This is a genomic window from Virgisporangium aliadipatigenens (assembly GCF_016863615.1).
Classification (GTDB): domain Bacteria; phylum Actinomycetota; class Actinomycetes; order Mycobacteriales; family Micromonosporaceae; genus Virgisporangium; species Virgisporangium aliadipatigenens.
Genome location: NZ_BOPF01000008.1, coordinates 209253 through 235993 on the forward strand (window position 1 = coordinate 209253; position 26741 = coordinate 235993).

A 26741-nucleotide genomic window follows, 5' to 3' on the forward strand; every position below is an offset into this window, starting at 1 on the left:
CAATGGCAGACCGCCGTCCGGGAGTGGGGGTGGGGCTAGACCGGGCAGGTGCTGCGGAAGTCCGAGATGGCCGTTCCGCTGAAGCTGCAGGCGAAGCTGCTGAAGCGGGTGTCACCCGAGACGAACCGCTTGAACCAGGAGACGGCGCCCTTCGAGACGTTGGCGTCGGCGCTCTGCGGGAAGAAGTGGCTCGCGTTGTTCAGCTCGACGTACGCCTTCTCGGTGGAGCCGAGGCTGTTGTAGAACGGGATCGCGTGCGACGAGACACCGGCGACGGAGTCGCTCTCCCCGCCGAAGATCAGTACCGGGGCGCGCACCTCGGACCAGGTCTTGTCGGAGTGCCACGGCGCCAGCGGCACACCCGCCTTGACGGTCGAACGGCTCGACAGCGCCGACAGCGTTCCGCCGCCGCCCATCGAGTGCCCGAAGACGCCGGTACGGCTGCCGTCGGCCCGCTGGCGAACGGCCGTCGGCGACGACGTGGTCGCCCAGTCGAGCGCGCGCAGGAGCTGCGCACCGCGGCTGGCGGGCTGGTCCAGGGTGCTGTTGGTCTCGATGCCGACGACCACGAAGCCCCACGAGGCGAGGCGCGGGCCCAGCCAGGAGATGCTGGACCACGAGGCGGTGAACCCGGGAGAGCCGGCGAGGACGGGGTAGGTGCCGGCCGTCGTCGGGTAGTACACCCGGCCGCCGCCGAAGCCGCTGGCGTTGGTGATCGCCGCCGAGGTGGTGGCGAAGCTGCCGTTCCCGGTGATGTTGGCGGACGTGGGGGCCTGGCCGATCTCGTCGGCGAACGCGGACGGTGCGACGACGACGCCGACCGCGCCGAGCGCGAGGGTCATGCCGGCGATGCCGAGCGTCCAGGCGCGGCGGAACCGCCTGGGTTTCCGGACTTCCTGCTGAGTGTGCACGTCGCTCCTTGGGGGTGAGGAGGATGTGTGGGATGCGGCAAACTGTCCCGTGTTACGGCGTTGTTACGCATCGGCAGAATCACCAGTGCCGAATCGGTAATAGATCGCTATCGATATCTATTCACGGTTGTGCGCTGACGCGCTGGGCCGTAGGCGACAATGGGGCCGTGACTCGTCGTGACATCGTGCTGCTCGGCTCGACCGGTTCCATCGGCACGCAGGCCCTGGACGTCGTGCGGGACAACCCGGATCGGTTCCGCGTCGTGGGGCTGGGGGCGGGCGGCGGCAACGTCGACCTGCTCGCCGCGCAGGCGCTGGAGTTCGGTGTGGACGTGGTGGGCATCGCCCGCGCCACCGCCGCACAGGACCTTCAGCTCGCCATCTACGCGCAGGCGCAGAAGCGCGGATACGCCGAGGGGCGCTACCCGATACCCAAGATCGTCACGGGGCCCGACGCGATGACGCGGCTCGCCGAGTGGGAGTGCGACATCGTGCTGAACGGCGTCGTCGGCTCGCTGGGGCTCGCACCCACGCTGGCCGCGCTGCGCGCCGGGCGTTCCCTCGCGCTGGCGAACAAGGAGTCGCTCGTGGCCGGCGGCCCGCTCGTGAAGGCCGCGCTCCAGCGGCCGGGGCAGATCGTGCCGGTCGACTCCGAGCACTCCGCCCTCACGCAGTGCCTCCGCGCGGGCGCCCCGGCCGAGGTCCGCAAGCTGATCCTCACCGCGAGCGGCGGTCCCTTCCGCGGCCGCAGCCGCGACCAGCTCACCGACGTCACCCCCGAACAGGCGCTCGCCCACCCCACCTGGAACATGGGCCCGGTCATCACGATCAACAGCGCCACGCTGGTCAACAAGGCGCTCGAGGTGATCGAGGCGCACGAGCTGTACGGCATCCCCTACGACGACATCGAGGTCACCGTCCACCCGCAGTCGATGATCCACTCGATGGTGGAGTTCGCCGACGGGTCGACCATGGCGCAGGCCAGCCCGCCCGACATGCGGTTGCCGATCGCGCTCGCTCTCGGCTGGCCGGACCGGGTGCCCGGCGCGGCCGCGGCCGTCGACTGGACGCGGTCGCACGAATGGACGTTCGCGCCGCTCGACGAGTCGGCTTTTCCCGCCATCGCGCTGGCCAAGGCCGCCGGTCGGGAGGGGCGCTGCCGCCCGGCGATCTACAACGCGGCCAACGAGGAGTGCGTCGCGGCGTTCACCGGCCGGCGGCTACCGTTCCTGGGCATCGTCGACACCGTCGAGCGGGTCCTCGCGGCCGCACCCGACTACCCCGAACCGGGTACCGTCGAGGAGGTGCTCGCGGCCGAGTCTTGGGCCCGGGCCTACACGCGCGAGATCATCGCCGCCGACTTCGCGGTGGCACTGGGGGAGGGAGCCTGATGGCGTACGCCGTGGGCATCGTGCTGTTCGCCTTGGGGATCCTGATCTCCGTCGCCCTGCACGAGGCGGGGCACATGTGGCCGGCGCGTGCGTTCGGCATGAAGGTCACCAGGTACTTCATCGGCTTCGGGCCGACGCTCTTCGCGTTCCGGCGCAAGGGTGTCGAGTACGGCCTGAAGGCGATCCCGGCCGGTGCGTTCGTGAAGATCGTCGGGATGACGCCGCAGGACGACGACGTCGAGCCCGGCGACGAACACCGTGCGATGTGGCGCTACCCGGTGTGGAAGCGCACGATCGTCCTCTCCGGCGGCTCGATCATGCACTTCATCATCGGCTTCCTGCTGCTGTGGATCACGGCGTCGTTCGTGGGCATGCCCAACCCGGCCCTCGCCGACCCGCAGCCCGCCGTCATCACCGTGCAGCCGTGCGTGATCGCCGACTACCAGCGGGTCGAGTGCAGCGACAGCGACCCCGTCTCGCCGGCGAAGAAGGCCGGCCTCCAGGACGGCGACAAGGTCGTCAAGGTCGAGGGCAACACCGTGGCGACCTGGGAGGAGCTGCTCCTCGCGCTGCGTTCGACCCGGCCCGGTGCGGCCACCCTGCTGGTCGAGCGCAACGGGCAGCTGCTCCCGCCGATCCAGGTCGACCTCGTCGAGGTGGACCGGCCGGAGACCGACGGCACGCTCAAGAAGCGCGCCGCGCTCGGCGTCGGGTTCAAGCTGACGATCCCCGAAGAGGTGACCTACGGGCCGGTCGACGGGTTCGGCGAGGCGATCGGGTTCACCGGCGACGCGTTCGTCGGCACCTGGCAGTCGATGAAGAAGATCCCCGAGAAGCTGCCCAAGCTGTGGCACGCCCTGATGGGCGAGGAACGCGACCCGGAGACCCCGATCAGCGTGGTCGGCGCCAGCCGGCTCGGCGGCGAGACCGTCGAACGGGACCGCTGGTCGCTGTTCCTGCTGATCCTCGCGACGCTCAACTTCTTCATCGGCGTGTTCAACCTGCTGCCGCTGCTGCCGTTGGACGGCGGTCACATCGCGATCATCTGGTTCGAGAAGGTGCGCGCGTGGGTCTACGGTTGGTTCAAGAAGCCGGACCCCGGCCGTGTCGACTACTTCAAGCTCATGCCGCTGACCTACGTGGTGATCCTCATCTTCGGCGGCTTCACGTTGTTGACAGTGGCCGCGGACATTGTGAACCCGGTCACGATCTTCGGTAGGTAGATTTCTCTTATGACCGCAGTGAGCCTGGGGATGCCCACCATCCCGCCGCCCGCTCTCGCCCCGCGCCGCCCGTCCCGCCAGATCATGGTCGGCAATGTGCCGGTCGGCGGCGGCGCACCGGTGTCGGTGCAATCCATGACCACCACCAACACGGCCGACATCAACGGCACACTGCAGCAGATCGCCGAGCTGACGGCGTCCGGCTGTCAGATCGTCCGGGTCGCCGTACCCAGCCAGGACGACGTGGAGGCGCTGCCGGCGATCGCGAAGAAGTCGCAGATCCCGGTGATCGCCGACATCCACTTCCAGCCGAAGTACGTGTTCGCGGCGATCGACGCCGGCTGTGCGGCCGTTCGGGTCAACCCGGGCAACATCCGCCAGTTCGACGACAAGGTCAAGGAGATCGCGGCGGCGGCCTCCGCGGCGGGCACGCCGATCCGGATCGGGGTCAACGCCGGTTCGCTCGACAAGCGGCTGCTCGCCAAGTACGGCAAGGCCACCGCCGAGGCGCTGGTCGAGTCCGCGCTCTGGGAATGCTCGCTCTTCGAGGAGCACGGGTTCCGGGACATCAAGATCTCGGTGAAGCACAACGACCCGGTCGTCATGATCCGGGCGTACCGGCTGCTCGCCCAGCAGTGCGACTACCCGCTGCACCTCGGGGTCACCGAGGCCGGGCCGGCGTTCCAGGGGACCGTGAAGTCGGCGGTCGCGTTCGGGGCGCTGCTCGCGGAGGGGATCGGTGACACGATCCGGGTCTCCCTCTCCGCGCCGCCGGTCGAGGAGATCAAGGTCGGCAACGCGATCCTCGAGTCGCTCGGACTGCGCGAGCGCGGCCTGGAGATCGTCTCCTGCCCGTCGTGCGGCCGCGCCCAGGTCGACGTCTACACGCTCGCGGAGCAGGTGACGGCCGCGCTGGAGGGGTTCCCGGCGCCGCTGCGCGTGGCCGTCATGGGCTGCGTCGTCAACGGGCCCGGCGAAGCGCGCGAGGCGGACCTCGGCGTCGCCTCCGGCAACGGCAAGGGCCAGATCTTCGTCAAGGGGCAGGTCATCAAGACCGTTCCGGAGTCGGTGATCGTGGAGACGCTGGTCGAGGAGGCGCTGCGGCTCGCCGACGAGATGGGCGTCGAGCTGCCGGAGGAACTGGCCGGGCTGGGCCCGACCGTCACCGTCCACTGAAGTAGCGGGCGGGACTCGTCCCGAGCACCCGCTTGAACATCACGCCGAACGCGCTCGGGGTGGCGTAGCCGACGTCGGCCGCCACCCGGGCCACCGGTTCGCCGGCCGCCAGCCGGGGGAGCGCCGCCAACAGCCGGGCCCGTTCGCGGTACTGCCCGAGCGTCAGTCCGGTCTCCGCCCGGAAGATCCTTTCCAGGGAACGGCGGCTGAGCGCGGACGCGGCCGGATCCGACGCCGGCTCGCGTGCGATGGCCGCGGCGACCGCACGGGCCCGCGGGTCGGCCGGCAGCGGCAGCCGCAGCGGGATCTCCGGGGCGTCGGCCAGCAGGTCGAGGACGAGGCCGGCGAGGCGTTCGTGATGCGGGTCGGTGTGCCACAGCGGGCAGCGCGGCACGGTGTGCGCGATCAGCTCGCGCAGCAGCGGCGACACGGCGATCGCCCGGCAGCGGCTTCCCGGTGCGGCCCCGGCGCGGTAGTACAGCGTGCGGATCCTGGTCGGGCCGGTCAGCGTGATGCGGCGGGACGTGCCGTCCGGCACCCACACCGCCCGGTCCGGCGGCACCACCCAGGTACCGACGTCGGTGTGGACCGTCATCACCCCGGCCGTCGCGTACACGAGCTGGTCCCAGCCGTCGGCCGGCGGCAGCGCGTCCAGCCCCCGCGGATGGGTGACCGCGTAGCCGCGCACGTCGGGCTCGTCGGATGCGTGTCGCACGTTCGAGAGTTTGCGCCGCGTTGTCGACGGTGCGCCAGCCGTCGCCCGGCCTAGCGTGAGCCGATGAACGGAATCACGCACTTCGCGATCAACGCAGACGACGTTCCGGCGACCCGACGCTTCTACGAACGGGTCTTCGGCTGGCGCTTCACGCCGTTCGGGCCGCCGGACTTCTACCGCATCGAGACGCCGGACGGCGGCCCCGGCGGGGCGATCCAGCGGCGCCGCGAACTGGTGCCGGGCCGGCCGACGGTCGGGTTCGAGTGCACGGTCGAGGTCGCTGACCTGGACGCGACGGCCGCCGCCGTCATCGCCGCCGGCGGGCGGATCGTCCTGCCGGAGAGCGTCATCGCCGGCGTCGGGCGGCTGTTCTTCTTCGCCGACCCGGACGGGAACGTCGCCGGGGCCATCGAGTACCGCGCCGCCGCCGAGTAGCGCACTTTCCGCCTTGTGGTCGACCCGCGACGACGATCGGTGCGGGGCCGTATCGTCGCGCTGTGCGACAGGAGCCGATCTGGCAGGCTAGAGGAATGCTGACGGTGCCCGTGCGACTGCTCGGCGATGCCGATGTGGCCGCCGTCGAGCGTCTCCTCGATTGCGAACCGTACGCGGGCGCCCAGATCGCCGAACGCGTCGCCGCCGGCGGGCTGGCCTGGTGGCGGCACGAGGCGCGGCTGTTCGGGTACGGCAACGGCAAGCGGATCGACGCGCTGTGCTGGCTCGGGGCCAACCTGATCCCGGTGCGGGCCGGACCGGCCGCCGTCGCGGCGTTCGCCGACCTCATCGCGGGGGAGGTGCGCGGCTGCTCCTCGATCGTCGGCCCCGCGGAAGCCGTGGTGGACCTGTGGGACCGGCTGCGTCCGCACTGGGGGCCGGCCCGGGACGTTCGGGATTGCCAGCCGCTGCTGGCGCTGGATCGGCCGGCGGCGGTGCGCCCCGATCCGGATGTGCGGCTGGTGCACGCCGGCGAGGTCGACATCCTGTATCCGGCCGCTGTCGCGATGTACACCGAGGAGGTGGGCGTTCCCCCGGCAGGAGCGGGAGACACGTCGTACCGGGAGCGCGTGGCGGACCTCGTGCGGGCCCGGCGCGCGTACGCCCGGGTGCTCGGCGGCCGGGTGATCTTCAAGGCCGAGGTGGCGGTCGCGACCCGGCACACGGCGCAGATCCAGGGCGTCTGGGTGGCGCCCGACTGGCGGGGGCGGGGTCTCGCGACGGCCGGCATGGCGGCGGTCGTGGCCGACGTGCTCGAACGGGTCGCGCCGACGGTCAGCCTCTACGTCAACGACTTCAACGAACCGGCCCGCCGGGCGTACGCGCGGTGCGGATTCCGCCAGGTCGGCACCTTCGCGACGGTCCTGTTCTGAGCCTGCCGGTTCGCGACAGCGGTGCTCGCAAGCTGCGCCCTAGCGTGCTCACAGATATTCGCGTTTCGGCCCCGTACGCCCGATCGGTAGCTCAAGATCACCCGAGTGGGTCGCATCGCGAGACAGGTGTCGGAACACACCACGCGCTACTACTGGTATCCCGGCGACAAGAAGGAATGGGCGCGCGCCGCGCTGGCGCTGGGCTCGGGCGCGATGGCGTTCACGCTGATCGGGACCCTCAGCGGCAGCCCGCTCGGCGCCGGGGTCTGCGGCGCGTCGGTGACGGCCGTCATGGCGGGCGTCAACTTCGGCCGCCGCGACGCCCGCGCGCTGTCCCGCTTTCCCGATCCGGCCGACCGTCGGGCCGTGGCCACCCATACCGGGCGGGCGATGTGGCGGGGGTTCGCCGAGGGGGCCGGGGTGGGGGTCATCGCCGTGCTGGTGGCGGCGCTGCCGCCGGGTGGGTTCATCGCGGACTGGGTGATGCCGTTGGTGCCGGCGGTGCTGGGCTCGCTCGCCCGCCAGGGGACGATGTTGTGGGAGCGGCTCGGCTACGAATCCCCCAAGCATCGTCGGGTGCCGGCCGTCGAAACCCGCTGAGAGCTCACACGGGTGTGAGTTCAGTGCGGACGTGTGTGAGCTCACGGATATCAACTAGCTTGTTGACCTCCGTGAGCTCACACACGTTCGACCTTTGTTGCGCGCCCGCCGACACGCTTTTGTGAGTGTCCGTGGTCGGCGTGATGGCGTAGCAGGGAGCGCCCGCCGACGCGGGACGGGAAGCGAGTCGTCCCGCGTCGGGCGGCGCGGCATCCGTGGCGGGAACCGATTCGCCGGAGGTCCGTCCGGTTCTTCGGGCGTCCGCCGCGGTGGGTACCCGCTGACGACTATGCCGGGTGAATGGTCTGGCCCCAACCGAATTTCCGCCGTCGACGGATAGGTTGGCCGCATGATTCCCCTGCGGCGCGATCCCGATTTCCGGCGTTACTGGGCCGCGCGGGTGGTGTCGCTCGGCGGTTCGTTGGTGACGTATCTGGTGCTGCCGGTGCTGGTGTACCGGATGACCGGCGACGCCCGGTGGACCGCGCTCGTGACGGTGTCGGAGTCGCTGCCCTACCTGTGCTTCGGGCTGATCTCCGGCGCGTTGGGGGACCGGCTGGACCGGCGGCGCACCATGGTGGTCACGGACGTGTTGAGCGCGCTCGTGCTGGCGTCGATCCCGGTGGCGCACCTGGTCGGGGTTCTTACGCCGGTGCATGTGGTGCTTGCCGGGCTCGGCGTGCACACGCTCTTCGTCTTCTTCGACGGCGCCAACTTCGGGGCGCTGCCGGCCGTCGCCGGGCGGGACCGCCTGACGACCGCGAACTCCCTGGTGCACGGCTCGTCGACGGTGCTGGAGATGGCGGTGCCGGTGACGGCGGGCGCGGCCGTCGCGGTGATGGCACCGGCGCCGCTGCTCGCCGTCGACGTGGTGTCGTTCCTGGCGTCGGCGTACCTGGTGCGCGCGATCACCAAGCCGCTGGGCCCCTTGGGCGAACGGGCACCGGGCGGCCGGCTGCGCCGCGAGATCGGGGAGGGCCTGCGGTTCCTGATCCGCCATCCCGTGGTGCGCGTGCAGACGATCGTGGCGATCATCATGAACGTCTCCTTCGGCGCGTTCCTCGGGCAGGTGGTGCCGTTCGCCGACACCGAGCTGGAGGTGCCGCCCGACGACGCCCGGCTCGGTGCGGTGTACGCCGCGTGGGCCGTCGGCGGGCTGGTGGCGAGCACGGCGTACCCGTGGCTGTCCCGCACGTTGGGGCCGGTGCGGGTGCTGCTGTTGGCGTTGCCGTGCACCGCGATCGCCGGCCTGATGGTGTCGAGGACCTCGCACTGGATGTTCGCGGTGCTGGCCATCGCGTTGTGGGGCGTGCCGGTGACGACCTGCATCCTCAACTCCATCACCACGCGGGCGCTGGTGACGCCGGACCGGCTGCAGGGGCGGGTCAACACGGTGGGGCGGATGCTGGGTTTCGGCCTGGGCACGCCGCTCGGCGCGATGCTCGGCGGGTTCCTCTCGCACGGGTACGGGGCGCGGGTGGCGCTCTACGCGTCGGCGGCCTTCCAGGCGGCCGCGGCGCTCACCGCGTGGCTCTCGCCGCTCCGGCGCGGTCGTCACGATCCGTTACTGCTCGCGGTACCGGAGTAATGGCTCCGATTAGGGGCTGCGGGGAGTTGCGACCAGGCGCTAATGTGCCGCGTCGTGAGAGGCATTCTGCAGGTAATTCTTGCTCTGATCATCGGTGGCGGCCTGATCATTTTCGGCATCACGCAAGCCGTTTCCGACGACGTGGACTGTGGCGGTCAGAAGATGTCGCAAGGTGACGTCTGCCAGACCACAAGCAACGGCTCGACCACGGATCGTGGCTACGACGAGCAGAAGAAGGACAACCAGCGCACCGGCTACATCATGGCCGGCGTCGGTGGCGTGTTCCTTCTGGGCGGTGTCTTCCAGGGCATCCGCACCGCGCGTCGTCGCGCCTCCGTTGGCTGAACCGTTCAACCCCTTACCCGGTAGTTCCGAGCATCGAAGAGTGGCTCGGGTGTCACGCGGGCACCCGTCCACTCACCGAAGACGCCCACCTCGAGTGCCGTCCCGTCCCCAACGTCCGACGGCAGGTAGGCGAACGCGATCGAGGCACCGACCCGGTACCCGAACCCGCCTGACGTGACCCTTCCGACGGGCCGCTCACCGGGAACCCGTACCGGCTCGGTGCCGAGGCACACCACCCCCGGGTCGTCGAGCACGAGGCAGCGCAGCCTCCTCGACGGCCCACCGGCCGCCCGCGCCGCCATCAGCGCCTCGCGGCCGAGGAAGTCCCCCGACGCGCGCACCGCGAACGACAGGCCGGCCTCGTCCGGCGTCGTCTCCGGCGTGATGTCGCTGCCCCACACGCGGTACCCCTTCTCCAGGCGCATGGAGTCGATCGCGCGGTAGCCGGCCGGGGTGGCGGTCCCGTCGGCGAGCAGCAGGTCCCAGAGCGTGAGCACGTACTCGGTCGGTGCGTACAGCTCCCACCCGTACTCGCCCACGAACGTCACCCTCTGTGCCAGCACCGGTACCGGCCCCACGGAAAGTTCCCGCGCCCGTAGGAAGCCGAAGTCCAGTTCGTCGTCGGTCAGCGGCGCCAGGATCCGCTTCGCGGCCGGGCCCCACAGGCACAGGCAGCCGTAGCCGCCGGTGACGTCCACGATGGACACCCCGTCGGGCGCGTGGCGGCGCAGCCAGTGGGCGTCCCGCACGCCACTGGCGGTGCTCGTGACGACCCGGAAGTGTTCCTCCGACAGACGGGTGACGGTCAGGTCGGCCTCGATGCCGGCGCGGGCGTTCAGCAGCTGCGTGTAGGTGACCGTCCCGGGTGGACGGTCGACGTCGCCGGCGCACACGTAGGAGAGGAACGAAGCGGCGGCGGAACCGCGCACGTCCAGCTTGGCGAACGAGGACTGGTCGAACAGACCGGCGCGCTCGGTGGTGGCGCGGCACTCGGCGGCGATCGCGGGCGACCAGTGCCGGCCGGCCCATCCCCGGGGACGCGCGACGTCGCTGCCGGAGGCGTTGGCGCCGAACCAGTTCACCCGCTCCCAGCCGGCCTTGGCGCCCAGTGCGGCGTCCAATGTGGACAGACGCGGCCACGTCGCCGAACGCCGCAACGGCCTACCCGCCGGCCATTCCTGGTGCGGGTACACGATGTCGTAGTACTTCGAGTACGCGTCGAGCGCCGTGGCGGTGGCCCACGAACGGCTCGCCGCGTGCGCCCCGAACCGGCGGATGTCCATTGTGGACATGTCCCACTCGGGCTGCCCGTCGACGATCCACTCCGCCGTCACCTTGCCCACGCCGCCGGCCGCCGCCAACCCGTGCACGCAGAACCCGGCCGCCACCCAGAACCCGCGCACGGCGGTCTCGCCGAGCAGGAACTCCCCGTCGGGCGTGAACGCCTCCGGCCCGTGCACGACCCGGGCGATCTCGGTGGAGCGCAGCTCGGGCACCCGATGGCGGGCGTTCCCCCAGGACTCGGCGAAGCGGGTGAGGTCGGGCTCGAAGAGTTCCCGCGGAGAAGCAAGGCCCTCGGCGGACCAGCAGGTCTCGGTGTCGCGCAGGTAGCCGCCCACCAGGAGACCGCCCTCGGCGCCCCGGAAGTAGACGATCCGGTCCGGGTCGCGAACGGTCGGCACCGGCGCGGTGTCGACCGACAGCGGCGCCGACACGCAGTACTGGTGCTTGATCGGGACGACCGGCACGGCGACCCCGGCGAGCCGGCCGATCAGCCGGGCACCGACACCGGCCGCGTTGACCACCGTCTCCGTCTCGATCCGGCCCACGTCGGTGACGACGCCGGTGACCGCGCCGCGCACCACGTCGACGCCGGTGACCTTCACGCCGGTGAGCAATGTGGCACCGAGCGAACGGGCACCGGCGGCCAGCGCGCGGGCCAGCGGCGCGGGCTCCAGGTAGCCGTCGCCGGGCAGCCAGCCCGCGGCGAGCACGTCGCCGACGTCGAGCATCGGCAGGCGGTCGGCGGTGGCCCGGGGGTCGAGCAGCTCCATGTCGAGCCCGTAAGTGGTGGCGGTGCCGGCCTGGCGGCGCAGCTCGGCGACGCGTTCCGGGGTGGTGGCCAGGCGCAGGCCGCCGACGCCGTGCCAGCCGGGGTCGAGGCCGGTGCGCTCCCGCAGCTCGGCGTAGAGGCCCGACGAGTACATGATCATGCGGGTCTGGCTGACGGTGCCGCGCAGCTGCCCGACGAAGCCGGCCGAGTGCCAGGTGGTGCCCTCGGTCAGGTCGTGCTGCTCGACCAGGACGATGTCGGTCCAGCCCAGCCGGGCGAGGTGGTAGGCGATGCTGCAGCCGGCGACCCCGCCGCCGATCACGACGGCGCGGGCCCGTGCGGGGAGGGATGTGCCCGCGGTGGCGGACACGTCGCTGATCGACATGGCTCGGTCTACCACCCGGGGACCCGCGCGGAAAAGGTCTGAACAGTTTCCAAACGTGAGGGTCACCGAGTATTGACGCCCCGCGTTCCGGCGGCACACACTGCGCTGATCACCTCACTGTCGCCTACCTGACATGTGGCGGCGGGGTGGGTGCGCGGGGCCGGAGGGTGCGCGCGATGGGCGCTGGGGCGGCGGCGGTCGATGAGACGGTGGCCCGCGTTCGCGCCTGGGAAGGGCTGCCCGTCCGGGTATCTCCGCTGGCCGGGGGCCTTTCGCACCACATTTACCGGGTTGCGGCCGCCGGGGAGACCTTTGTGCTGCGGATCCTCGACCCGGCCGTCGCGGAGGTCGGGCTCGGCTTCCCGCCGGCGGACGAGATCGCCAACACAAGGCGGGCCGAGGGCGTCGGCGCGCGGGTGGTCGAGGCCCTCGGCGACGAGGCGATCGTGTTGGAGTTCCTGCCCGGGCGGACCCTGTCCGCCACCGACATCCCGGGCCGGACCGGTCCGATCGCCGCCGCCTGCCGGCGGCTGCACAGCGGGCCGCGCTTCGTCACCGACTTCGACATCTTCGCCAAGCGAGAGGAACTCCTGGGCGTCTGCGCCCGGCACGGACTCCCGCTGCCGCCCGGCTACACCGACCACACCACCACGGTGGCCCGCATCCGGGACGCGCTCGCCGTCGCGCCCCTCCCGAGCGTGCCGTGCCACAACGACCTGCTGGCCGAGAACTTCGTCGAGTCCCCCTCGGGCGAGGTTCGCATCATCGACTACCAGCTGGCCGGCAACAACGACCCGGCGTTCGAGCTGGGCGACATCGCCGCCGAGGCCGACCTCGACCCCGACGGGGTGGAACGCCTGGCCTCGGCGTACTTCGGATCCGAGCACCACGCGGCGCTGCTGGCCCGGGTCCGGCTGTTTCTGGTCGCCTCCAACGTGACCTGGACGCTCTGGTTCACCGTCCACTCGGGACTGTTGAGCCGGGGAGGCGACTTCGACTACGCCGGGGAGGCGGCCGACAAGTGGGACCGGGCGGTGCGTGACCTCACGTCCCCCGGACTCGGCCACCTGCTCGACACGGTCGCGGGCCACAGGCCCGCGGCACCCCCTCCCGCAGTAACCCCTCTTCCTCCCCGTTGAGAAAGGGAGGTGCCTCATGACGGCATCCCCGACAGTTCACGACGATGACGAACGACGACTCGCGGAACTCGGCTACAAGCAGGAGCTGAAGCGCAAGTGGAGCGCGTTCTCCAACTTCGCCATCTCCTTCAGCATCATCTCCATCCTGGCCGGCTGCTTCACCACGTTCGGCCAGGCGTGGAACAACGGCGGCCCGGTCGCCATCTCCTGGGGCTGGCCGCTCATCTCGATCTTCATCCTGCTGATCGGCTTCGCGATGTCCGAACTGGTGTCGGCGTACCCGACGGCCGGCGGCATCTACTGGTGGGCCTCGAAGATGGGCGGCCCGGTGCACGGCTGGTTCACCGGCTGGCTCAACCTCATCGGGTTGATCGCCGTCACCGCGTCGGTCGACTACGGCTGCGCGACGTTCCTCAACCTGGTGCTGACCAACACCGTGGACGGCTGGGACGGGACGCTCAACCAGGTCTTCCTGCTCTTCGTGATCATCCTGGTGCTGCACGGGCTGATCAACGTGTTCGGCCAGCCGATCATCCACACCCTGCAGAACGTCTCCGTCTGGTGGCACGTCTTCGGTGCGGCCGTGATCGTGCTCATCCTGATGTTCGTGCCGGAGAAGCACCAGGGCGTGTCGTGGGTCTTCACGGAGACGTTCAACAACAGCGGCTTCGCCGACGGCTCCAACAGCAGCGGCATGTTCTGGCTGTACGTGCTGCCGCTCGGCTTCCTGCTGACGCAGTACACGATCACCGGCTTCGACGCCTGCGCGCACGTGTCGGAGGAGACCGTCGGCGCCTCCCGCGCGGCGGCGAACGGCCTCTGGCAGTCGATCGCGTACTCGGCCGTCGGCGGCTGGATCCTTTTGCTGGCACTGCTCTTCGCGGCCACCGACGTGCCGGCCATCAACGAGGCGGCCGGGTTCAGCGGCGCCGTTCTGGAGACGTCGCTGTCGAGCGGGTTCTTCAAGGCCGTCATCATCATCTCCACCGTGGGGCAGTTCTTCTGCGGGATGAGCTGCGTGACGTCGATGTCGCGGATGACGTTCGCGTTCGCCCGCGACCGGGGCCTGCCGGGATCGCGCGTACTGTCCAAAGTGGACCGCAACGGCACCCCGGTGAACGCCATCATCTTCGGCACGGTCGCCGGCCTCTTCCTGACGCTGCCGGCGCTGTACGAGGCGCCGAACGGCGCGCCGCTGGCGTTCTACGCGGTGGTCTCGGTGGCGGTCATCGGGCTGTACCTCGCGTTCCTCATCCCGATCCTGCTGCGGCTGCGGATGGGTGACCGCTTCCAGCCGGGCCCGTGGACGCTGGGCCGCAAGTACAAGGTGATCGGCTGGATCGCCGCCATCGAGATCATCGTGGTGTCGGTGTACTTCATCCTGCCGTTCAGCCCGGCGGGTGTGCCGGGGAACGCGGACTTCGACTGGAAGGCGGTCAACTACGCGCCGATCGCGGTCGGCGTGGTGCTGCTTGCGGTGGCCGCGTACTGGTTCGCCAGCGGACGCAAGCACTTCACGGGGATGCGCAGCAACGTGAGCGAATAGTGGAGCGGGTGGAGCTGCCCGAGGTCCCGACGTGGCGTCCGGTCCGCGGCGGTAACGCGTTCGAGATCACGGTCGCCCGGCTGGTGCAGGCGATCCGGCTCGGGCTCGTCGTGGTCGGTGAGCGTCTTCCGCCGGAACGGGAACTGGCGGAGCAGCTGCGCGTCTCGCGGGTGACGCTGCGGGACGCGATCGCGGCGCTGCGCGAGGCCGGGTACCTGGAGTCGCGCAGGGGGCGGGCCGGCGGCACCTTCGTGGTGCACTCCGGCCCGCCGGACGGCGCCACGTCGGACGCCACGACGCTGGCCCGGGAGATGGGCTCGCAGCTGACCGACGCGCTGGACTTCCGCCGCGTGCTCGAACCGGGCGCGGCGGCCCTGGCGGCGGCGCGCCCGCTCGCGGCGGCCCAGCGGTCCCGGCTGGTGGCCTGCCTGGTCGCCTCCCGGGACCGGCAGCAGAACCGGCGGGTGCACGACTCGCGGCTGCACCTGGCGATCGCGTCGGCCTCGGGCAGCCCGTCGGTGGCGGCGGCCGTCGCCGACGTGCAGCTACGGCTGGACCAGCTGCTGGCGGCCATCCCGGTGATCCGGCGCAACCTCGACCACTCCGACGCGCAGCACACCCGGATCGTGGACGCGATCCTCGCGGGTGATCCGGAGACGGCGCGCGGGGTAATGGAGGAGCATTGCGACGGGACCGCGGAACTGTTGCGAGGGTTGCTCGGGTGAATGGTTCTGGAGTAGACCATTTAACGGATGAGGAGGGCGGATGCTGACGGTCGAACACCTGGAGACCGCGGTCGACCGCGGCGAGATCGACACCGTGATCGTGGCCATCGTCGACATGCAGGGGCGCCTGCAGGGCAAGCGGTTCCACGCCCGGCATTTCGTCGACGAGGTGCTCGAACACGGCACCGAGGGCTGCAACTACCTGCTCGCCGTCGACGTCGAGATGAACACCGTCGACGGGTACGAGATGTCGTCGTGGGCGCGGGGGTACGGCGACTTCGCGATGATCCCGGACTTCTCGACGCTGCGGCGGATCCCGTGGTTCCCGGCGACCGCGCTCGTGATCGCCGACCTGAAGTGGCTGGACCACACGCCCGTTCCGGCGTCGCCGCGGCAGATCCTGCAGGCGCAGCTGGCCCGGCTCGCCGACGCCGGCTACCGCTCGTTCGCCGGCACCGAGCTGGAGTTCGTGGCCTACCGGGACTCCTACGAGGAGGCCTACCGCAAGGGCTACCGCGACCTGGTGCCGGCCAACCAGTTCAACGCCGACTACTCGCTCCTGCAGACCGCGCGCATCGAACCGCTGCTGCGCCGCATCCGCAACGACATGTACGGGGCCGGGCTCACCCCGGAGAGCGCCAAGGGCGAGTGCAACCTGGGCCAGCACGAGATCGCGTTCCGCTTCGCCGAGTCGCTCACGGCCGCCGACCACCACGTCATCTACAAGAACGGCGCCAAGGAGATCGCCGCGCAGGAGGGCGTCTCCATCACGTTCATGGCCAAGCCGAACGCGCGCGAGGGCAACTCCTGCCACATCCACTTCTCGCTGCAGGGGCTCGACGGCACGCACGTGGGCTACGGCGACGGGCCGGGCCACATGTCGCCGCTGATGGCGAGCGCGGTCGCCGGGATGATCGCGACGATGCGCGAGTTCACCCTGCTGTTCGCCCCGAACATCAACTCCTACAAGCGTTACCAGGCCGGCAGTTTCGCGCCGACGGCGGTTCGCTGGGGCACCGACAACCGCACCTGCGCGCTGCGCCTCGTCGGCCACAGCCCGGCGTCCCTGCGCATCGAGAACCGCGTCCCCGGCGCCGACGTCAACCCGTACCTAGCCATCGCCGGGCTGGTCGCCGGCGCGCTGCACGGCATCGAGCACGGGCTCACGCTGGAGGACGAGTACACCGGCAACGCCTACACCGACGAGTCGGCCCCGCACGTTCCGGCGAACCTGCGCGACGCGCTCGCGTTGTGGGAGGGGAGCGACATCGCGCGGGCGGCGTTCGGCGACGAGGTCGTCGCGCACTACGCCAACAACGCCAGAGTGGAGCTGGCCGCGTTCGACGCCGCGGTAACCGATTGGGAACTGGTCCGCGGCTTCGAGCGCCTGTAAGGGGGTTTGACGGGGGTGGTGGGCCGCCCTCGTCAAACCCGGGGAACAGAAAGGGAAAGCACCGTGCACGACGTCATCAGTCCGGTGACCGAGGAGGTCGTCGCGACCGTCCCGTCCGCCTCCGTCGAGGAGACCGACGCGGCGATCGCCCGGGCCGCCGCGGCGTTCCCGGCGTGGCGGGCGGTGTCGCCCGGCGATCGGGCGCGGCTGCTGCGCCGCTTCGCGTCCACAGTGGACTCGCACATCGAGGAGCTGGCCGCGCTGGAGGTGCGCAACAGCGGCCACACGATCGGCAACGCGCGCTGGGAGGCGGGCAACGTCCGGGACGTCCTCGACTACTACGCGGCCGCCCCGGAACGCCTGTCCGGCAAGCAGATCCCGGTCGCCGGTGGGCTCGACGTGACGATCTACGAGCCGCTCGGCGTGGTGGGCGTCATCGTGCCGTGGAACTTCCCGATGCCGATCGCCGGGTGGGGGTTCGCGCCCGCGCTCGCGGCCGGCAACACCGTCGTGCTCAAGCCCGCCGAGCTGACCCCGCTCACCGCGCTCCGCCTCGCCGAGCTGGCCCTGGAGGCCGGCCTTCCGGAGGGCGTGTTCACCGTGATCCCGGGCAAGGGCTCGGTGGTGGGGGAGCGCTTCGTCACGAATCCCTCGGTGCGCAAGGTCTGTTTCACCGGTTCGACCGGGGTGGGCAAGCGCATCATGGCCGGCTGCGCCGATCAGGTGAAGCGGGTGACGCTGGAGCTGGGCGGCAAGAGCGCCAACATCGTGTTCGCCGACGCCGACCTCGAGCGCGCCGCGGCCGCCGCCCCGGGCGCGGTCTTCGACAATGCGGGCCAGGACTGCTGCGCGCGCTCGCGGATGCTCGTCCAGCGCGCCGTCTACGACCGTTTCATGGAACTGCTGGAGCCCGCAGTGAAGCGGTTCCGCTGCACCGATCCGGCCGACGAGGCGGCGCAGATGGGCCCGCTCATCTCGGCGGCGCAGCGGGACAGCGTGGCGTCCTATGTGGACGGTGCCGACGTCGCGTTCGCCGGGGAAGCGCCGTCCGGCAAGGGTTTCTGGTTCCCGCCGACCGTGCTGAGCGCCGGGAGCACCGACGACCGGCACTGGCGCGAAGAGGTGTTCGGGCCGGTGCTGTCGGTGCTGCCGTTCGACGACGAGGCCGAGGCGATCCGGCTCGCCAACGACACCGAGTACGGGCTCTCCGGTTCCGTCTGGACCAGGGACCTGGGCCGCGCGATCCGCGTCTCGCGGGGCGTGGAGACCGGCAATCTCAGCGTCAACTCCAACTCCTCGGTGCGCTACTGGACCCCGTTCGGGGGCATGAAGCAGTCCGGGTTCGGCCGCGAGCTCGGACCCGACGCGGTCGCCGCGTTCACCGACGTCAAGAACATCTTCTTCAGCAGCGACGAGTAGAGCCGGAGGGCACAGTGCAGGGCAGGTTGGAGGGACGGGTCGCCGTCATCACCGGGGCGGGCAGCGGGATCGGGCTCGCCACGGCGCGCCGGTTCGCGTCCGAGGGGGCGCGCGTCGTGGCGGCCGACCTCAACGGCGACGCCGCGAAGGCCACCGCCGACGAGGTGGGCGGCGACGCGGTCACCGTCGACGTCGCCGACGAGCAGCAGGTGCGGGAGCTCTTCGACGGAGTGGTCGAACGGCACGGCCGGCTCGACGTCGCGTTCAACAACGCCGGCATCTCGCCGCCCGACGACGACTCCATCCTCGCCACCGGCATCGAGGCCTGGGAACGGGTCATGACCGTCAACACCACGAGCGTCTACTACTGCTGCAAGTACGCCATCCCGTACATGCAGCGGCAGGGCAAGGGTTCGATCATCAACACGGCCAGCTTCGTGGCGCTGCTGGGCGCGGCGACGTCGCAGATCGCCTACACGGCGAGCAAGGGCGCGGTGCTGTCGATGACCCGCGAACTGGGTGTGCAGTTCGCGCGCGAGGGCATCCGGGTCAACGCCCTGTGCCCGGGCCCGATCGCCACGCCGCTGCTGATGGAGCTGTTCGCCAAGGACCCCGAACGGGCGGCCCGCCGGCTCGTGCACGTCCCGATGGGGCGCTTCGGCAAGCCCGAGGAGATCGCCGCCGCGGTGGCGTTCCTGGCGAGCGACGACAGCAGCTTCATGACGGCGAACACGTTCGTCGTCGACGGGGGCATCACGGGCGCCTACGTCACACCGCTATGAGGCCGCTGATCGGGATCACCGCCTACGTGGAGCAGGCGGCGTGGGGGGTGTGGGACCAGCGGGCCGTGCTGATCCCCGAGACCTACGTGCGCATGGTCCACGAGGCGGGTGGCCGTGCGGTGGTCGTTCCCCCGGATGCTCTTGATGCCCCCGATCTGGTGGCGCGGCTCGACGGCCTGGTCCTGGCGGGTGGCGCCGACATCGAACCGGCGCGGTACGGCGCCGAGGCGCACGCGACCACGGTGACCCGCCCCGACCGCGACGCCGGCGAACTGGCGGTCCTCGCGGCCGCCCTGGACGCCGACCGGCCCGTCCTGGGGGTCTGCCGCGGCATGGAGTTGCTGGCGGTCGCCTACGGCGGAACGCTGCACCAGCACCTGCCCGACCTGCTCGGCACCACCCGCCACCAGCCCTCGCCCGGCGTCTACGGCTCGCACGACGTGCGGTTCGTCGCGGGATCGCGGGCGGCCAAGATCTTCGGCGAACGGGCGGAGACCAACTCCTACCACCACCAGGCGGTCGACGACCCCGGGCGGCTCACCGTGACCGGCCGCTGCGACGACGGCGTGGTCGAGGCGGTGGAGGACCCGTCGCTGCGGTTCGTGTTCGGGGTGCAGTGGCACCCGGAGACGGCCGGCGACCCCCGCCCCTTCGCCGCGCTGGTCGAGGCGAGTCTGGGATAACGGTTGTGGCCCGCGGGGACGGCGCCGCAGGATCGGCGGCATGAAGCTGCACGAGTCCATCGACCAGCGGCTGCGGGAGTTCATCGACGCGCAGCCGATGTTCTTCGTGGCCACCGCTCCCGCCGGCGCCGACGGCCACGTGAACGTCTCACCGAAGGGCGGCCGCGGCACGCTCGTCGTCCTCGACCCGCTGCGGGTGGCGTACCTCGACTACACCGGCAGCGGCGCCGAGACCATCGCCCACCTGCGCGACAACGGCCGGATCACGCTCATGTGGTGCGCCTTCGCCGGCCCGCCGAACATCGTGCGCGTGCACGGGACCGGCCGGGCGGTGCTGCCCACCGATCCGGACTTCGACGGCCTCCTGGCGGCATTCGACGCACCGGACAGGCACGGGCTGCGGTCGGTCATCGAGGTGACGGCCGACCGGGTCAGCGACTCGTGCGGCTTCCAGGTGCCGCTCATGGAGTACGTCGGCGACCGGGACCTGCTGACCCGGTGGACCGAGCGCAAGAGCGAGTCCGATCTGGACGAATACCGGGCCCAGAAGAACGCCCGGAGCATCGACGGCCTGCCCGCACTGAAGAGTTAGTCTCGGGGAATGCAGACCCGCGCTCCGCTTCGACCAGGCACGCTCTCCCCGTGGCGGGAGGTGCCGGCGCACATCACGCGACCGGAGTACGTCGGCAAGCGCGGCCCGAAGCGGTCCCGCGGCTCCGACGTCCAGACCCCCGAGACGATCGAGAAGATGCGGATCGCCGGGCGGCTCGCGGCCCAGGCCACGCAGCTCGCCGGGGAGCACTGCCGGCCCGGCGTCACCACCGACGAGATCGACGCGATCGTGCACGAGTTCCTCTGCGACCACGGGGCCTACCCGTCGACGCTGGGCTACAAGGGCTTCCCCAAGTCCTGCTGCACCTCGCTCAACGAGGTCATCTGCCACGGCATCCCTGACACGACCGTGATCGAGGACGGCGACATCATCAACGTCGACGTGACCGCGTTCATCGGCGGGGTGCACGGCGACACGGATGCGACGTTCTGCGTGGGCAACGTCTCCGAGGAGGCGCGGCTGCTCGTCGAACGCACCCACGAGGCGATGATGCGGGGCATCAAGGCCGTCGCGCCGGGGCGTTCGATCAACGTCATCGGGCGGGTCATCGAGGCTTACGCGCGCCGGTTCGGCTACGGGGTGGTGCGCGACTTCACCGGGCACGGCATCGGTGAGTCGTTCCACTCGGGCCTGTACATCCCGCACTACGACAAGCCGGACCTGACGACGGTCATGGAGCCGGGGATGACGTTCACGATCGAGCCGATGATCTGCCTCGGCACGCACCAGTACGAGATGTGGCGGGACGGCTGGACCGTGGTCACCAAGGACCGCAAGTGGACGGCGCAGTTCGAGCACACCATCGTGGTGACCGAGGACGGGTACGAGATCCTGACGCTGCCGTGAGCAGCAAGGACCGCAGCTTGCGAGGACCGCTGTCGCGAACCATGAGGCACTGATGGTGGAGACCGTACCGGCCGCGCTCGATCCGGATCATCACGCCGACGTCGCCGGCGGGTGGTTGCGCGCGGCCGTCTTCGGGGCGATGGACGGGCTGGTCAGCAACATCGCGCTGATCGCCGGTGTGGGTGGGGCCGCCGTCGCACCGCGCACCGTGGTGCTGACCGGGGTCGCCGGGCTCGTGGCGGGCGCGATCTCCATGGCGCTCGGCGAGTACACCAGCGTGCGCACGTCAAACGAGCAGATTCAGGCCGAGGTCGCCAAGGAACGCCGCGAACTGGAGAAGCATCCCGACGCGGAGGCCGCCGAGCTGGCCGCCATCTGGGAGGGCCGGGGCCTGCCCCCGGAACTGGCGCTGGAGGTCGCGCGGTCGTTGGCCCGCGATCCGCGGGAGGCGCTGCGGGTGCACGCCCAGGAGGAGTTGGGGGTCGATCCGGACGAGGTGCCGAGCCCGTGGGTGGCGGCGGGATCGTCGTTCGTGTGCTTCGCGGTGGGGGCATTGGTGCCCGTGCTGCCGTATCTCTTCGGTGCCACGGTGTTGTGGCCTGCCTTGGTCGCCGGTGGGTTCGGGCTGTTCACCGCTGGTGCGGTGGTGGCCCGCTTCACCGGACGGCCGTGGTGGCGCAGTGGCCTTCGGCAGTTGGTGCTGGGGTCGGGGGCCGCCGCGGCGACCTATCTCATCGGAATGTGGATCTCTTAGGTAGGACCGGCCCAACGCATCTTTGGCTCCTCAGTTTGTGTGTTTTCCTGTGGAGCTATATCATCCCGCGCCCGCTGCCGGGGTGGTGGCAGCGGGCGCAGGGGTGGCACGAGTCCGGGAGTGTGTCGCGTCCGTTACTGTCGGCGCTCGATCGGCAGGCGTGCGCGGGTGAAGAGCACGGCCAGGCCGATCGCCACCGCGGGCACCGCGACCAGGGAAATCGCCACGTTCGACCAGGGGATGACGATCGGGATCACGAACGGCTGCGGCGGCCACGACTCGGCATAGGCGTGGTTGTTTCCGTTGATCACCGCGATGGCGGCGGCCACCCCGGCGACGATGCCGAGCACCGAACCGAGCCCGGCGATCAGCCCCATCCGGCTGGCCGACAGCAGCGTGCGCACGATCGGGGAGGCACCCACCGCGCCGAGCGTCGACAGGTCGGCCCTGCTCTCCGAGGCGGCCAGGCCGGTGGCGATGGCGGCGGCGCCCAGCGCGATGAACCCGGCGACGACCGCGATCACCAGCAGGAACGGGTTTCCGCGTTCGGGCTGCGGCAGCCGCTCGACGTCGATCCGGTAGCTGCCCGGCACCCGCGCGACGGCGTCTAGCACCCGATCGCGTTCGGCCTGGCTCGGCATGCGCGTCGTCGCCACCACGAACCCGTTCGGCCGGCTCCACAGGCCGACCGCGGTGACCGTGGCCGGCGTCATCACCAGCGTCGGCACCTCCGCCCCTTCGGGGAACACCATCGCCGGAACGCGCACCGGCTTGCCCTCCGGTTGGCCGCGTTCGGTCGGCACGGCGTCGGGCAGCCCGTGCACCCGAAGCGTCACGTGCCCGTCCACCACGTACCGGTCGTCGCGCACCAGCACCCCGCCCGCGTTCAGCACCTGAACGGCCTTCTCGACCGTCGCGCGGTCCAGCTTCAGCACCCGGTTCAGCAGTTCCGGCTCGATCACCAGGTTGTACAGGTAGACGGAGTTGCCGAAGCTGTTGACCTCCACCGCGCAGCGCTCGTCCCGCCGGGCGGCCTTCTGCTCCGCCTTGGACAGCGGGCCGGTGCGCTCCCAGTACGGGCAGCGTCGGTCCTGCGGAATGTCGACCGAGACCCCGCACTTGGTGGACTCCGCCGGGACGCAGGTGATCGTGCGCACCGGCACGACATCGGCCGCGGGCAGGCTGTCGCGCAGCGCCCTCTCCAGGGCCGGCGCGGCCTCCGGCGGAGGCAGAACGATCGGCGAGTCGGGGTCGCTCCCGGAGGTGTCGACGAGGGCGGTGGCGTAGCCGATCGGCAGCATGCCGGGGCTGGTCGACTTCATCGAACGGCTGTCGGTCGAGGCCACGAGCGTCGCGATCATCGCGCTGACTGCCACCGCCCCGAGGACGGCCGAGATCGCCGAGGCGGTGGCGGAACGGTTGCGCCCGGCGTCGCGCAGCGCGATCCGGACCGGTAGCCACAGCCGGCTGCCCAGGCGGGCGATGAGCGCGACCAGCGCCGGCGTGCACAGCACCAGCCCCAGCTGGCCGAGCACCAGCCCGAACATCGTCGCGTTGGAGTTCTCGCTCCGGGCGCCGAGCGTCGCGAGCGCCACCCCGCCACCGGCCATGAGCACCCCCAGCACGGTCCACCGGTGCCGGAGCCGGCTCGGCGCGAACCGCCCGCTGAGCGCGGCGGTCACCGGTACCCGGCCGGCCATCCACGCCGGGACGAGCGCCGCGAGCACCCCGGACGCGACGGCCACGAACGCCAGTCCCGCCAGGGCCGCCGGGTACAGCCGGAACGCCCCCGGCCGGGTGGAGTACACGAGTCCCGCGAGCAGGCCGGTGCTGAACCACGCGGCGATCGTGCCGATCACCAGCCCGGTGCCGGCGGCGGCGGCGCCGAGCAGCACCCCGTCGGCCAGCACGATGCGGCGCAACTGGCGGGGCGTGCCACCGGTGGCGGCCACGAGCGCCAGGTCGCGCCGCCGGCGGCGGGCACCCATCGCGAAGGCCGGCCCGGCGAGCAGCACCACCTCGAGCACCAGCGAACCGCCGACCGCGGTCAGCACGCTGAACGAGTCGTCGCTTCGCTGTTCCTCGACCGCCCCCTCGAACGGCCCCTCCGGGTGCAGCAGCACCTCCCGGGAGATCGCCATGATGCCCTTGGCGTTGAGCGCGCGCACCGCGGACCAGGTGAGCGGCGTGGGCGTGTCGACCAGCCAGTGCAACTGGTACATGGCGCTGCGGTCCTTGACCGTCGGCGGCGGGTAGGTCCCCGGCGCCATGATCACTTGGGCGATCTTCAGCTGGGAGGGATCCTCGACCAGCCCGACGACCCGCCACGTGCGGCTGCCGTCGGCCAGCGTGACCGTGCCGCCGAGCCCGACGCCGAGGCGTTCGCGGGCCACCGGGGTGAGCGCCACCTCGTCGGTCGACGCGGGTGCGCGCCCGGAGAGCGGGCGCAGGATGCCGCGGGCCATCGGGTCGGCGTAGGCGAGTTCGCGGGCGTGGAGCGTGCCCCGCCCGTGCGCGGTGCGGAACGTCTGCTCCCCCCTGCGGTCCAGCAGCACCCGGCTGCCCGGCGGCAGCGCCGCGACGAGCTGTTCGGCCGTGGGCGCGAACGGCAGCGCCTCGCCCACCGGGCCGCCGGCGAACTCCGTCGGGGCCTGCCGCACCGGCCCCTCCCACTCCCAGTGCACGAGCGCGTCGGCGGCACCGAGCCGGCGTTCGGCGATCTCGGCGGGCCGCAGCTTGAACGTGTCGTACGCGACCGCCGCGAACGACAGGCCGAGCACCGGCAGCCCGATCAGGGCCACGACGAGCGCGCTGCGCCCCTTGGCGCGCCGGGTCTCCCGCCACGCGATGCGCAGCGCGGAGCGCCAGTTGCTGACGATCTTCACGACGCCAGCAGCTCCTCGGGTTGGGCCAGCGGGCCGGAGGTGTCGACGACGAGGCCGTCGCGCAGGAACACCACCCGGTCGGCCCAGGCCGCGTGCCGCGCCTCGTGCGTCACGAGCACCCCGGCCGCCCCCGCGTCGACCCGGGCGCGCAGGACCCGCAGGACGGCCTCGCCGGTGGTGGAGTCGAGCGCGCCGGTGGGCTCGTCGGCGAGTACGAGACGGCGTTCGCCGACCAGGGCGCGGGCGATGGCGACCCGCTGCTGCTGTCCACCGGAGAGCGCCTCCGGGAAACGTCCGGCGAGGTCGGCCATGCCCACGTCGCCGAGGGACGCGAGAGCGAGCCGGCGGGCCTTGCCGATGGAGGTGCCGTCGAGTTCGAGGGGGAGGGCGACGTTCTCCAGGGCGGTGAGGCTGGGCAGGAGGTTGAGCTCCTGGAAGACGTAGCCGATGCGGCGGCGGCGCAGCGCCGCGAGCTTGCGACGGGAGAGCCCGCCGAGCGCCTGCCCGTCGACGCGCACCGTGCCGCCGGTGGGCGCGTCGAGGCCGCCGGCGAGGTTGAGCAGCGTGGACTTGCCGGAGCCGGAAGGGCCCATCACGGCGACGAGTTCGCCGGTGGCGACCGCGAGCGTGACGCCGCGCAGGGCGTGCACCGCCGTGTCGCCGGTGCCGTGCGTGCGGTGCACGGCGTCGAGTTCGAGCATGGTCATCGGGAGTGCGCCTCCTGGGTCGAGGGGTCGGGCGCTGCCGGGCTCGTGGGCGTGGGATGGGCCGGCCGGTGCCGCAGGACGGTGGCTTCGCAGTGGTCCAGCCAGCGGATCTCCGCCTCGGCCTGGAAGACCATGGCGTCGAGCACGAGGCGCCAGGAGAGGTCGCCCGGCCCGTGTTCCCGGGCCTTCATCCGGGTGAACTCCTGGAGCGCGCGCATGGTCGCCGAACGCTGCCGCTGCACCACGTCGGTGACGTTGACGCCGGGCGTCGTGACGGCGAGCGCGAGCTTGATGGTCAGCTCGTCGCGGGGGCGTTCGGTCCGGCTGACCGGCGTGGTGAACCACTTCTCCAGGTCGGCCAGGCCCGCCTCGGTGATCTCGTACGGCCGCTGGCTGTCCTGTCCGGGCAGCGCGCGGGCGAATCCGTCCCGCTCGAGCCGGGAGAGCGTGGTGTAGACCTGCCCGATGTTGAGCGGCCAGGTGCCCCCCGTGGACTCCTCGAACGCGCTGCGCAACTGGTAGCCGTACATCGGGCCGCGACGGAGCAGGGCGAGAAGGCCGTACCTGACTGACATGGCTACCGAGTATGCATACCGGGTATTCACATGTCCATACCGGGTATGCAGTCGACCCCCGGACCCCTACGAACGCCCGGGGAAGGGCACGATCGCCGGCGCGACCCCGGCCGTCCTGCGGAACCGGGTGGCCCGCACGGCGCAGTCGGTCAGTGCGTCCACCGCCAGCCGCCGGTCGTCCCCCTCGGCGGCCAGCAGCGCGGCACGCCACGCGGCGGCCGTGCGCTCCTCCAGCACGATCGCCAGCCGCAGCGCCGACGCCGGATCCGTGACCGGCTCGGGCAGCCCGTAGCGCGCCTCGGCCGCCGGCGCGCTCGCCCCCAGGGCGGCCAGCCGCAGCGCCAACGCGTCGCGCCGACCCCGGTGTGCCGCCTCGGCCTCCATGGCCAGCCCCTTGCGCTGCGCGTCGAGGAACGCCCCGACCACGCCGTAGCCGTAGATCGCCGCGTGCTCGGCGGCGAGCGCGTCCGTCAGGCTCACTGCTGCGCTCCGGCTAGGCTCTCGGCGTGGGTCGCCCGCGCGGCGGCGATGGTGCCGACCAGCGGGGCGTGATGGGACAGGACGCCGAGGCAGGCGGTCGCCGCGCGGCCGGACGCGGCGCGTTCGTCCTCGGCGAGGGTCTTGAGCGTGACGGTGCCCCCGGGGGCCGCCGACGCGGACGGATCGGCCGGTGCCGTGGCGGTGTCGAGCGCGCGCAGCAACGCATCGGCGTGCGCCCGGTGCGCGTCCCGAACGACCGTGAGCCGTTCGGCCTCGGCGGGCAGCGCGCCGATCGCCGCCTCGTACCGGGCGGCCAGCCGCGCCGACTCGGCCAGCACGCCGCGCAACAGGTCGGCGTCGGCCATCACGGCCGGACCGGCCAGTCTGGGAAATCCGGGCATCGCACACCCGCTGAGCAGGCCGGACGCTCCGGCCACGAG

26 protein-coding genes are annotated in these 26741 nt (G+C 71.5%); 18 read left to right on the top strand and 8 right to left on the bottom strand.

Going from position 1 to position 26741, the window contains the following annotated elements:
* Positions 1-35: 35 nt before the first annotated feature.
* Positions 36-911, bottom strand: coding sequence for an alpha/beta hydrolase family protein (locus tag Val02_RS13595; protein ID WP_239152840.1), 876 nt, complete (start codon positions 909-911; stop codon positions 36-38).
* A 185-nt stretch (positions 912-1096) separates the two neighbouring features.
* Between Val02_RS13595 and dxr the strand changes: the two genes are divergently transcribed.
* The 3 genes from dxr to ispG are packed head-to-tail and all read left to right on the top strand — an operon-like array spanning position 1097 to position 4701.
* Positions 1097-2302 carry a 1-deoxy-D-xylulose-5-phosphate reductoisomerase gene (dxr, locus tag Val02_RS13600; RefSeq protein ID WP_239152880.1) on the top strand — a complete coding sequence of 402 codons (1206 nt, stop codon included), beginning with the start codon at positions 1097-1099 and terminating at the stop codon, positions 2300-2302.
* On the top strand, positions 2302-3525 hold the full coding sequence (locus tag Val02_RS13605; protein WP_203899379.1) for a M50 family metallopeptidase: 1224 nt from the start codon (positions 2302-2304) through the stop codon (positions 3523-3525). Before dxr ends, Val02_RS13605 begins: the two co-directional genes overlap by 1 nt.
* Before the next feature lie 9 nt (positions 3526-3534).
* On the top strand, positions 3535-4701 hold the full coding sequence (gene ispG / locus Val02_RS13610) for a flavodoxin-dependent (E)-4-hydroxy-3-methylbut-2-enyl-diphosphate synthase (protein WP_203899380.1): 1167 nt from the start codon (positions 3535-3537) through the stop codon (positions 4699-4701).
* On the opposite strand, the gene Val02_RS13615 is transcribed toward ispG, so the two are convergent.
* Positions 4688-5416, bottom strand: coding sequence for an AraC family transcriptional regulator (locus Val02_RS13615; protein ID WP_203899381.1), 729 nt, complete (start codon positions 5414-5416; stop codon positions 4688-4690). The genes ispG and Val02_RS13615 overlap by 14 nt on opposite strands.
* Positions 5417-5479: 63 nt before the next feature.
* On the opposite strand from Val02_RS13615, the gene Val02_RS13620 reads away from it, so the two are divergent.
* The 5 genes from Val02_RS13620 (at position 5480) to Val02_RS13640 (ending at position 9316) form a co-directional block, all read left to right on the top strand.
* Positions 5480-5851, top strand: coding sequence for a VOC family protein (locus Val02_RS13620; protein ID WP_203899382.1), 372 nt, complete (start codon positions 5480-5482; stop codon positions 5849-5851).
* A 95-nt stretch (positions 5852-5946) separates the two neighbouring features.
* On the top strand, positions 5947-6783 hold the full coding sequence (locus tag Val02_RS13625) for a GNAT family N-acetyltransferase (protein WP_203899383.1): 837 nt from the start codon (positions 5947-5949) through the stop codon (positions 6781-6783).
* A 105-nt stretch (positions 6784-6888) separates the two neighbouring features.
* Entirely contained in the window at positions 6889-7383 is a 495-nt protein-coding gene (locus Val02_RS13630) for a hypothetical protein (protein ID WP_203899384.1), read from the top strand.
* A gap of 349 nt (positions 7384-7732) precedes the next feature.
* Complete coding sequence (locus tag Val02_RS13635; RefSeq protein ID WP_203899385.1) at positions 7733-8971, top strand: MFS transporter; 1239 nt, start codon at positions 7733-7735, stop codon at positions 8969-8971.
* A gap of 54 nt (positions 8972-9025) precedes the next feature.
* Positions 9026-9316 (top strand): hypothetical protein, encoded by a 291-nt coding sequence (locus tag Val02_RS13640; protein WP_203899386.1) that lies wholly within the window; start codon positions 9026-9028, stop codon positions 9314-9316.
* A 5-nt stretch (positions 9317-9321) separates the two neighbouring features.
* Here the strand turns inward: Val02_RS13640 and Val02_RS13645 are convergent, their stop codons facing one another.
* Positions 9322-11754: a GcvT family protein gene (locus Val02_RS13645; RefSeq protein ID WP_203899387.1), complete on the bottom strand. Its 2433-nt coding sequence runs from the start codon at positions 11752-11754 to the stop codon at positions 9322-9324.
* 176 nt (positions 11755-11930) lie between these two features.
* Here Val02_RS13645 and Val02_RS13650 point away from each other — a divergent pair, with 176 nt between their 5' ends.
* From Val02_RS13650 to Val02_RS13695, 10 genes are all read left to right on the top strand, one after another.
* Positions 11931-12893 carry a phosphotransferase gene (locus Val02_RS13650; RefSeq protein WP_203899388.1) on the top strand — a complete coding sequence of 321 codons (963 nt, stop codon included), beginning with the start codon at positions 11931-11933 and terminating at the stop codon, positions 12891-12893.
* Between the two features lie 16 nt (positions 12894-12909).
* Complete coding sequence (locus Val02_RS13655; RefSeq protein ID WP_203899389.1) at positions 12910-14439, top strand: amino acid permease; 1530 nt, start codon at positions 12910-12912, stop codon at positions 14437-14439.
* Positions 14440-14447: 8 nt separating this feature from the next.
* Positions 14448-15164, top strand: a complete 717-nt coding sequence (locus tag Val02_RS13660) for a FadR/GntR family transcriptional regulator (RefSeq protein WP_203899390.1) — start codon at positions 14448-14450, stop codon at positions 15162-15164.
* Between the two features lie 40 nt (positions 15165-15204).
* Complete coding sequence (locus tag Val02_RS13665) at positions 15205-16557, top strand: glutamine synthetase family protein (protein WP_203899391.1); 1353 nt, start codon at positions 15205-15207, stop codon at positions 16555-16557.
* Positions 16558-16620: 63 nt separating this feature from the next.
* The gene (locus Val02_RS13670; RefSeq protein ID WP_203899392.1) at positions 16621-17976 is read left to right on the top strand and encodes an aldehyde dehydrogenase family protein; all 1356 of its coding nucleotides are present in this window, start codon (positions 16621-16623) and stop codon (positions 17974-17976) included.
* Positions 17977-17990: 14 nt separating this feature from the next.
* Positions 17991-18758, top strand: coding sequence for a 3-oxoacyl-ACP reductase (locus Val02_RS13675; RefSeq protein ID WP_203899393.1), 768 nt, complete (start codon positions 17991-17993; stop codon positions 18756-18758).
* Positions 18755-19441 carry a gamma-glutamyl-gamma-aminobutyrate hydrolase family protein gene (locus tag Val02_RS13680; RefSeq protein ID WP_203899394.1) on the top strand — a complete coding sequence of 229 codons (687 nt, stop codon included), beginning with the start codon at positions 18755-18757 and terminating at the stop codon, positions 19439-19441. Before Val02_RS13675 ends, Val02_RS13680 begins: the two co-directional genes overlap by 4 nt.
* Positions 19442-19481: 40 nt before the next feature.
* Entirely contained in the window at positions 19482-20033 is a 552-nt protein-coding gene (locus tag Val02_RS13685) for a pyridoxamine 5'-phosphate oxidase family protein (protein WP_203899395.1), read from the top strand.
* A gap of 9 nt (positions 20034-20042) precedes the next feature.
* Positions 20043-20900 carry a type I methionyl aminopeptidase gene (gene map, locus Val02_RS13690; RefSeq protein WP_203899396.1) on the top strand — a complete coding sequence of 286 codons (858 nt, stop codon included), beginning with the start codon at positions 20043-20045 and terminating at the stop codon, positions 20898-20900.
* 52 nt (positions 20901-20952) lie between these two features.
* Entirely contained in the window at positions 20953-21654 is a 702-nt protein-coding gene (locus Val02_RS13695; protein WP_203899397.1) for a VIT1/CCC1 transporter family protein, read from the top strand.
* A gap of 134 nt (positions 21655-21788) precedes the next feature.
* On the opposite strand, the gene Val02_RS13700 is transcribed toward Val02_RS13695, so the two are convergent.
* From Val02_RS13700 to Val02_RS47315, 5 genes are all read right to left on the bottom strand, one after another.
* Entirely contained in the window at positions 21789-24539 is a 2751-nt protein-coding gene (locus Val02_RS13700; protein ID WP_203899398.1) for an ABC transporter permease, read from the bottom strand.
* Positions 24536-25246 (bottom strand): ABC transporter ATP-binding protein, encoded by a 711-nt coding sequence (locus Val02_RS13705; RefSeq protein ID WP_203899399.1) that lies wholly within the window; start codon positions 25244-25246, stop codon positions 24536-24538. The genes Val02_RS13700 and Val02_RS13705 overlap by 4 nt, the downstream gene beginning before the upstream one ends.
* On the bottom strand, positions 25243-25821 hold the full coding sequence (locus Val02_RS13710; protein ID WP_203899400.1) for a PadR family transcriptional regulator: 579 nt from the start codon (positions 25819-25821) through the stop codon (positions 25243-25245). The genes Val02_RS13705 and Val02_RS13710 overlap by 4 nt, the downstream gene beginning before the upstream one ends.
* A gap of 66 nt (positions 25822-25887) precedes the next feature.
* Positions 25888-26301, bottom strand: a complete 414-nt coding sequence (locus Val02_RS47310; protein WP_239152842.1) for a ferritin-like domain-containing protein — start codon at positions 26299-26301, stop codon at positions 25888-25890.
* On the bottom strand, positions 26298-26702 hold the full coding sequence (locus Val02_RS47315; protein ID WP_239152845.1) for a hypothetical protein: 405 nt from the start codon (positions 26700-26702) through the stop codon (positions 26298-26300). Before Val02_RS47315 ends, Val02_RS47310 begins: the two co-directional genes overlap by 4 nt.
* Positions 26703-26741: the final 39 nt, after the last annotated feature.

Bases quoted from the DNA above. Each gene is read 5' to 3' on its own strand.
- ispG (WP_203899380.1), top strand. From the start codon at position 3,535: ATGACCGCAGTGAGCCTGGGGATGCCCACCATCCCGCCGCCCGCTCTC.
- map (WP_203899396.1), top strand. From the start codon at position 20,043: ATGCAGACCCGCGCTCCGCTTCGACCAGGCACGCTCTCCCCGTGGCGG.
- Val02_RS13665 (WP_203899391.1), top strand. From the start codon at position 15,205: ATGCTGACGGTCGAACACCTGGAGACCGCGGTCGACCGCGGCGAGATC.
- Val02_RS13650 (WP_203899388.1), top strand. From the start codon at position 11,931: ATGGGCGCTGGGGCGGCGGCGGTCGATGAGACGGTGGCCCGCGTTCGC.
- Val02_RS13620 (WP_203899382.1), top strand. From the start codon at position 5,480: ATGAACGGAATCACGCACTTCGCGATCAACGCAGACGACGTTCCGGCG.
- Val02_RS13695 (WP_203899397.1), top strand. From the start codon at position 20,953: ATGGTGGAGACCGTACCGGCCGCGCTCGATCCGGATCATCACGCCGAC.
- Val02_RS13685 (WP_203899395.1), top strand. From the start codon at position 19,482: ATGAAGCTGCACGAGTCCATCGACCAGCGGCTGCGGGAGTTCATCGAC.
- Val02_RS13605 (WP_203899379.1), top strand. From the start codon at position 2,302: ATGGCGTACGCCGTGGGCATCGTGCTGTTCGCCTTGGGGATCCTGATC.
- Val02_RS13680 (WP_203899394.1), top strand. From the start codon at position 18,755: ATGAGGCCGCTGATCGGGATCACCGCCTACGTGGAGCAGGCGGCGTGG.
- Val02_RS47315 (WP_239152845.1), bottom strand. From the start codon at position 26,702: ATGCCCGGATTTCCCAGACTGGCCGGTCCGGCCGTGATGGCCGACGCC.
- Val02_RS13710 (WP_203899400.1), bottom strand. From the start codon at position 25,821: ATGTCAGTCAGGTACGGCCTTCTCGCCCTGCTCCGTCGCGGCCCGATG.
- Val02_RS13655 (WP_203899389.1), top strand. From the start codon at position 12,910: ATGACGGCATCCCCGACAGTTCACGACGATGACGAACGACGACTCGCG.
- Val02_RS13635 (WP_203899385.1), top strand. From the start codon at position 7,733: ATGATTCCCCTGCGGCGCGATCCCGATTTCCGGCGTTACTGGGCCGCG.
- Val02_RS13705 (WP_203899399.1), bottom strand. From the start codon at position 25,246: ATGACCATGCTCGAACTCGACGCCGTGCACCGCACGCACGGCACCGGC.
- Val02_RS13645 (WP_203899387.1), bottom strand. From the start codon at position 11,754: ATGTCGATCAGCGACGTGTCCGCCACCGCGGGCACATCCCTCCCCGCA.
- Val02_RS13625 (WP_203899383.1), top strand. From the start codon at position 5,947: ATGCTGACGGTGCCCGTGCGACTGCTCGGCGATGCCGATGTGGCCGCC.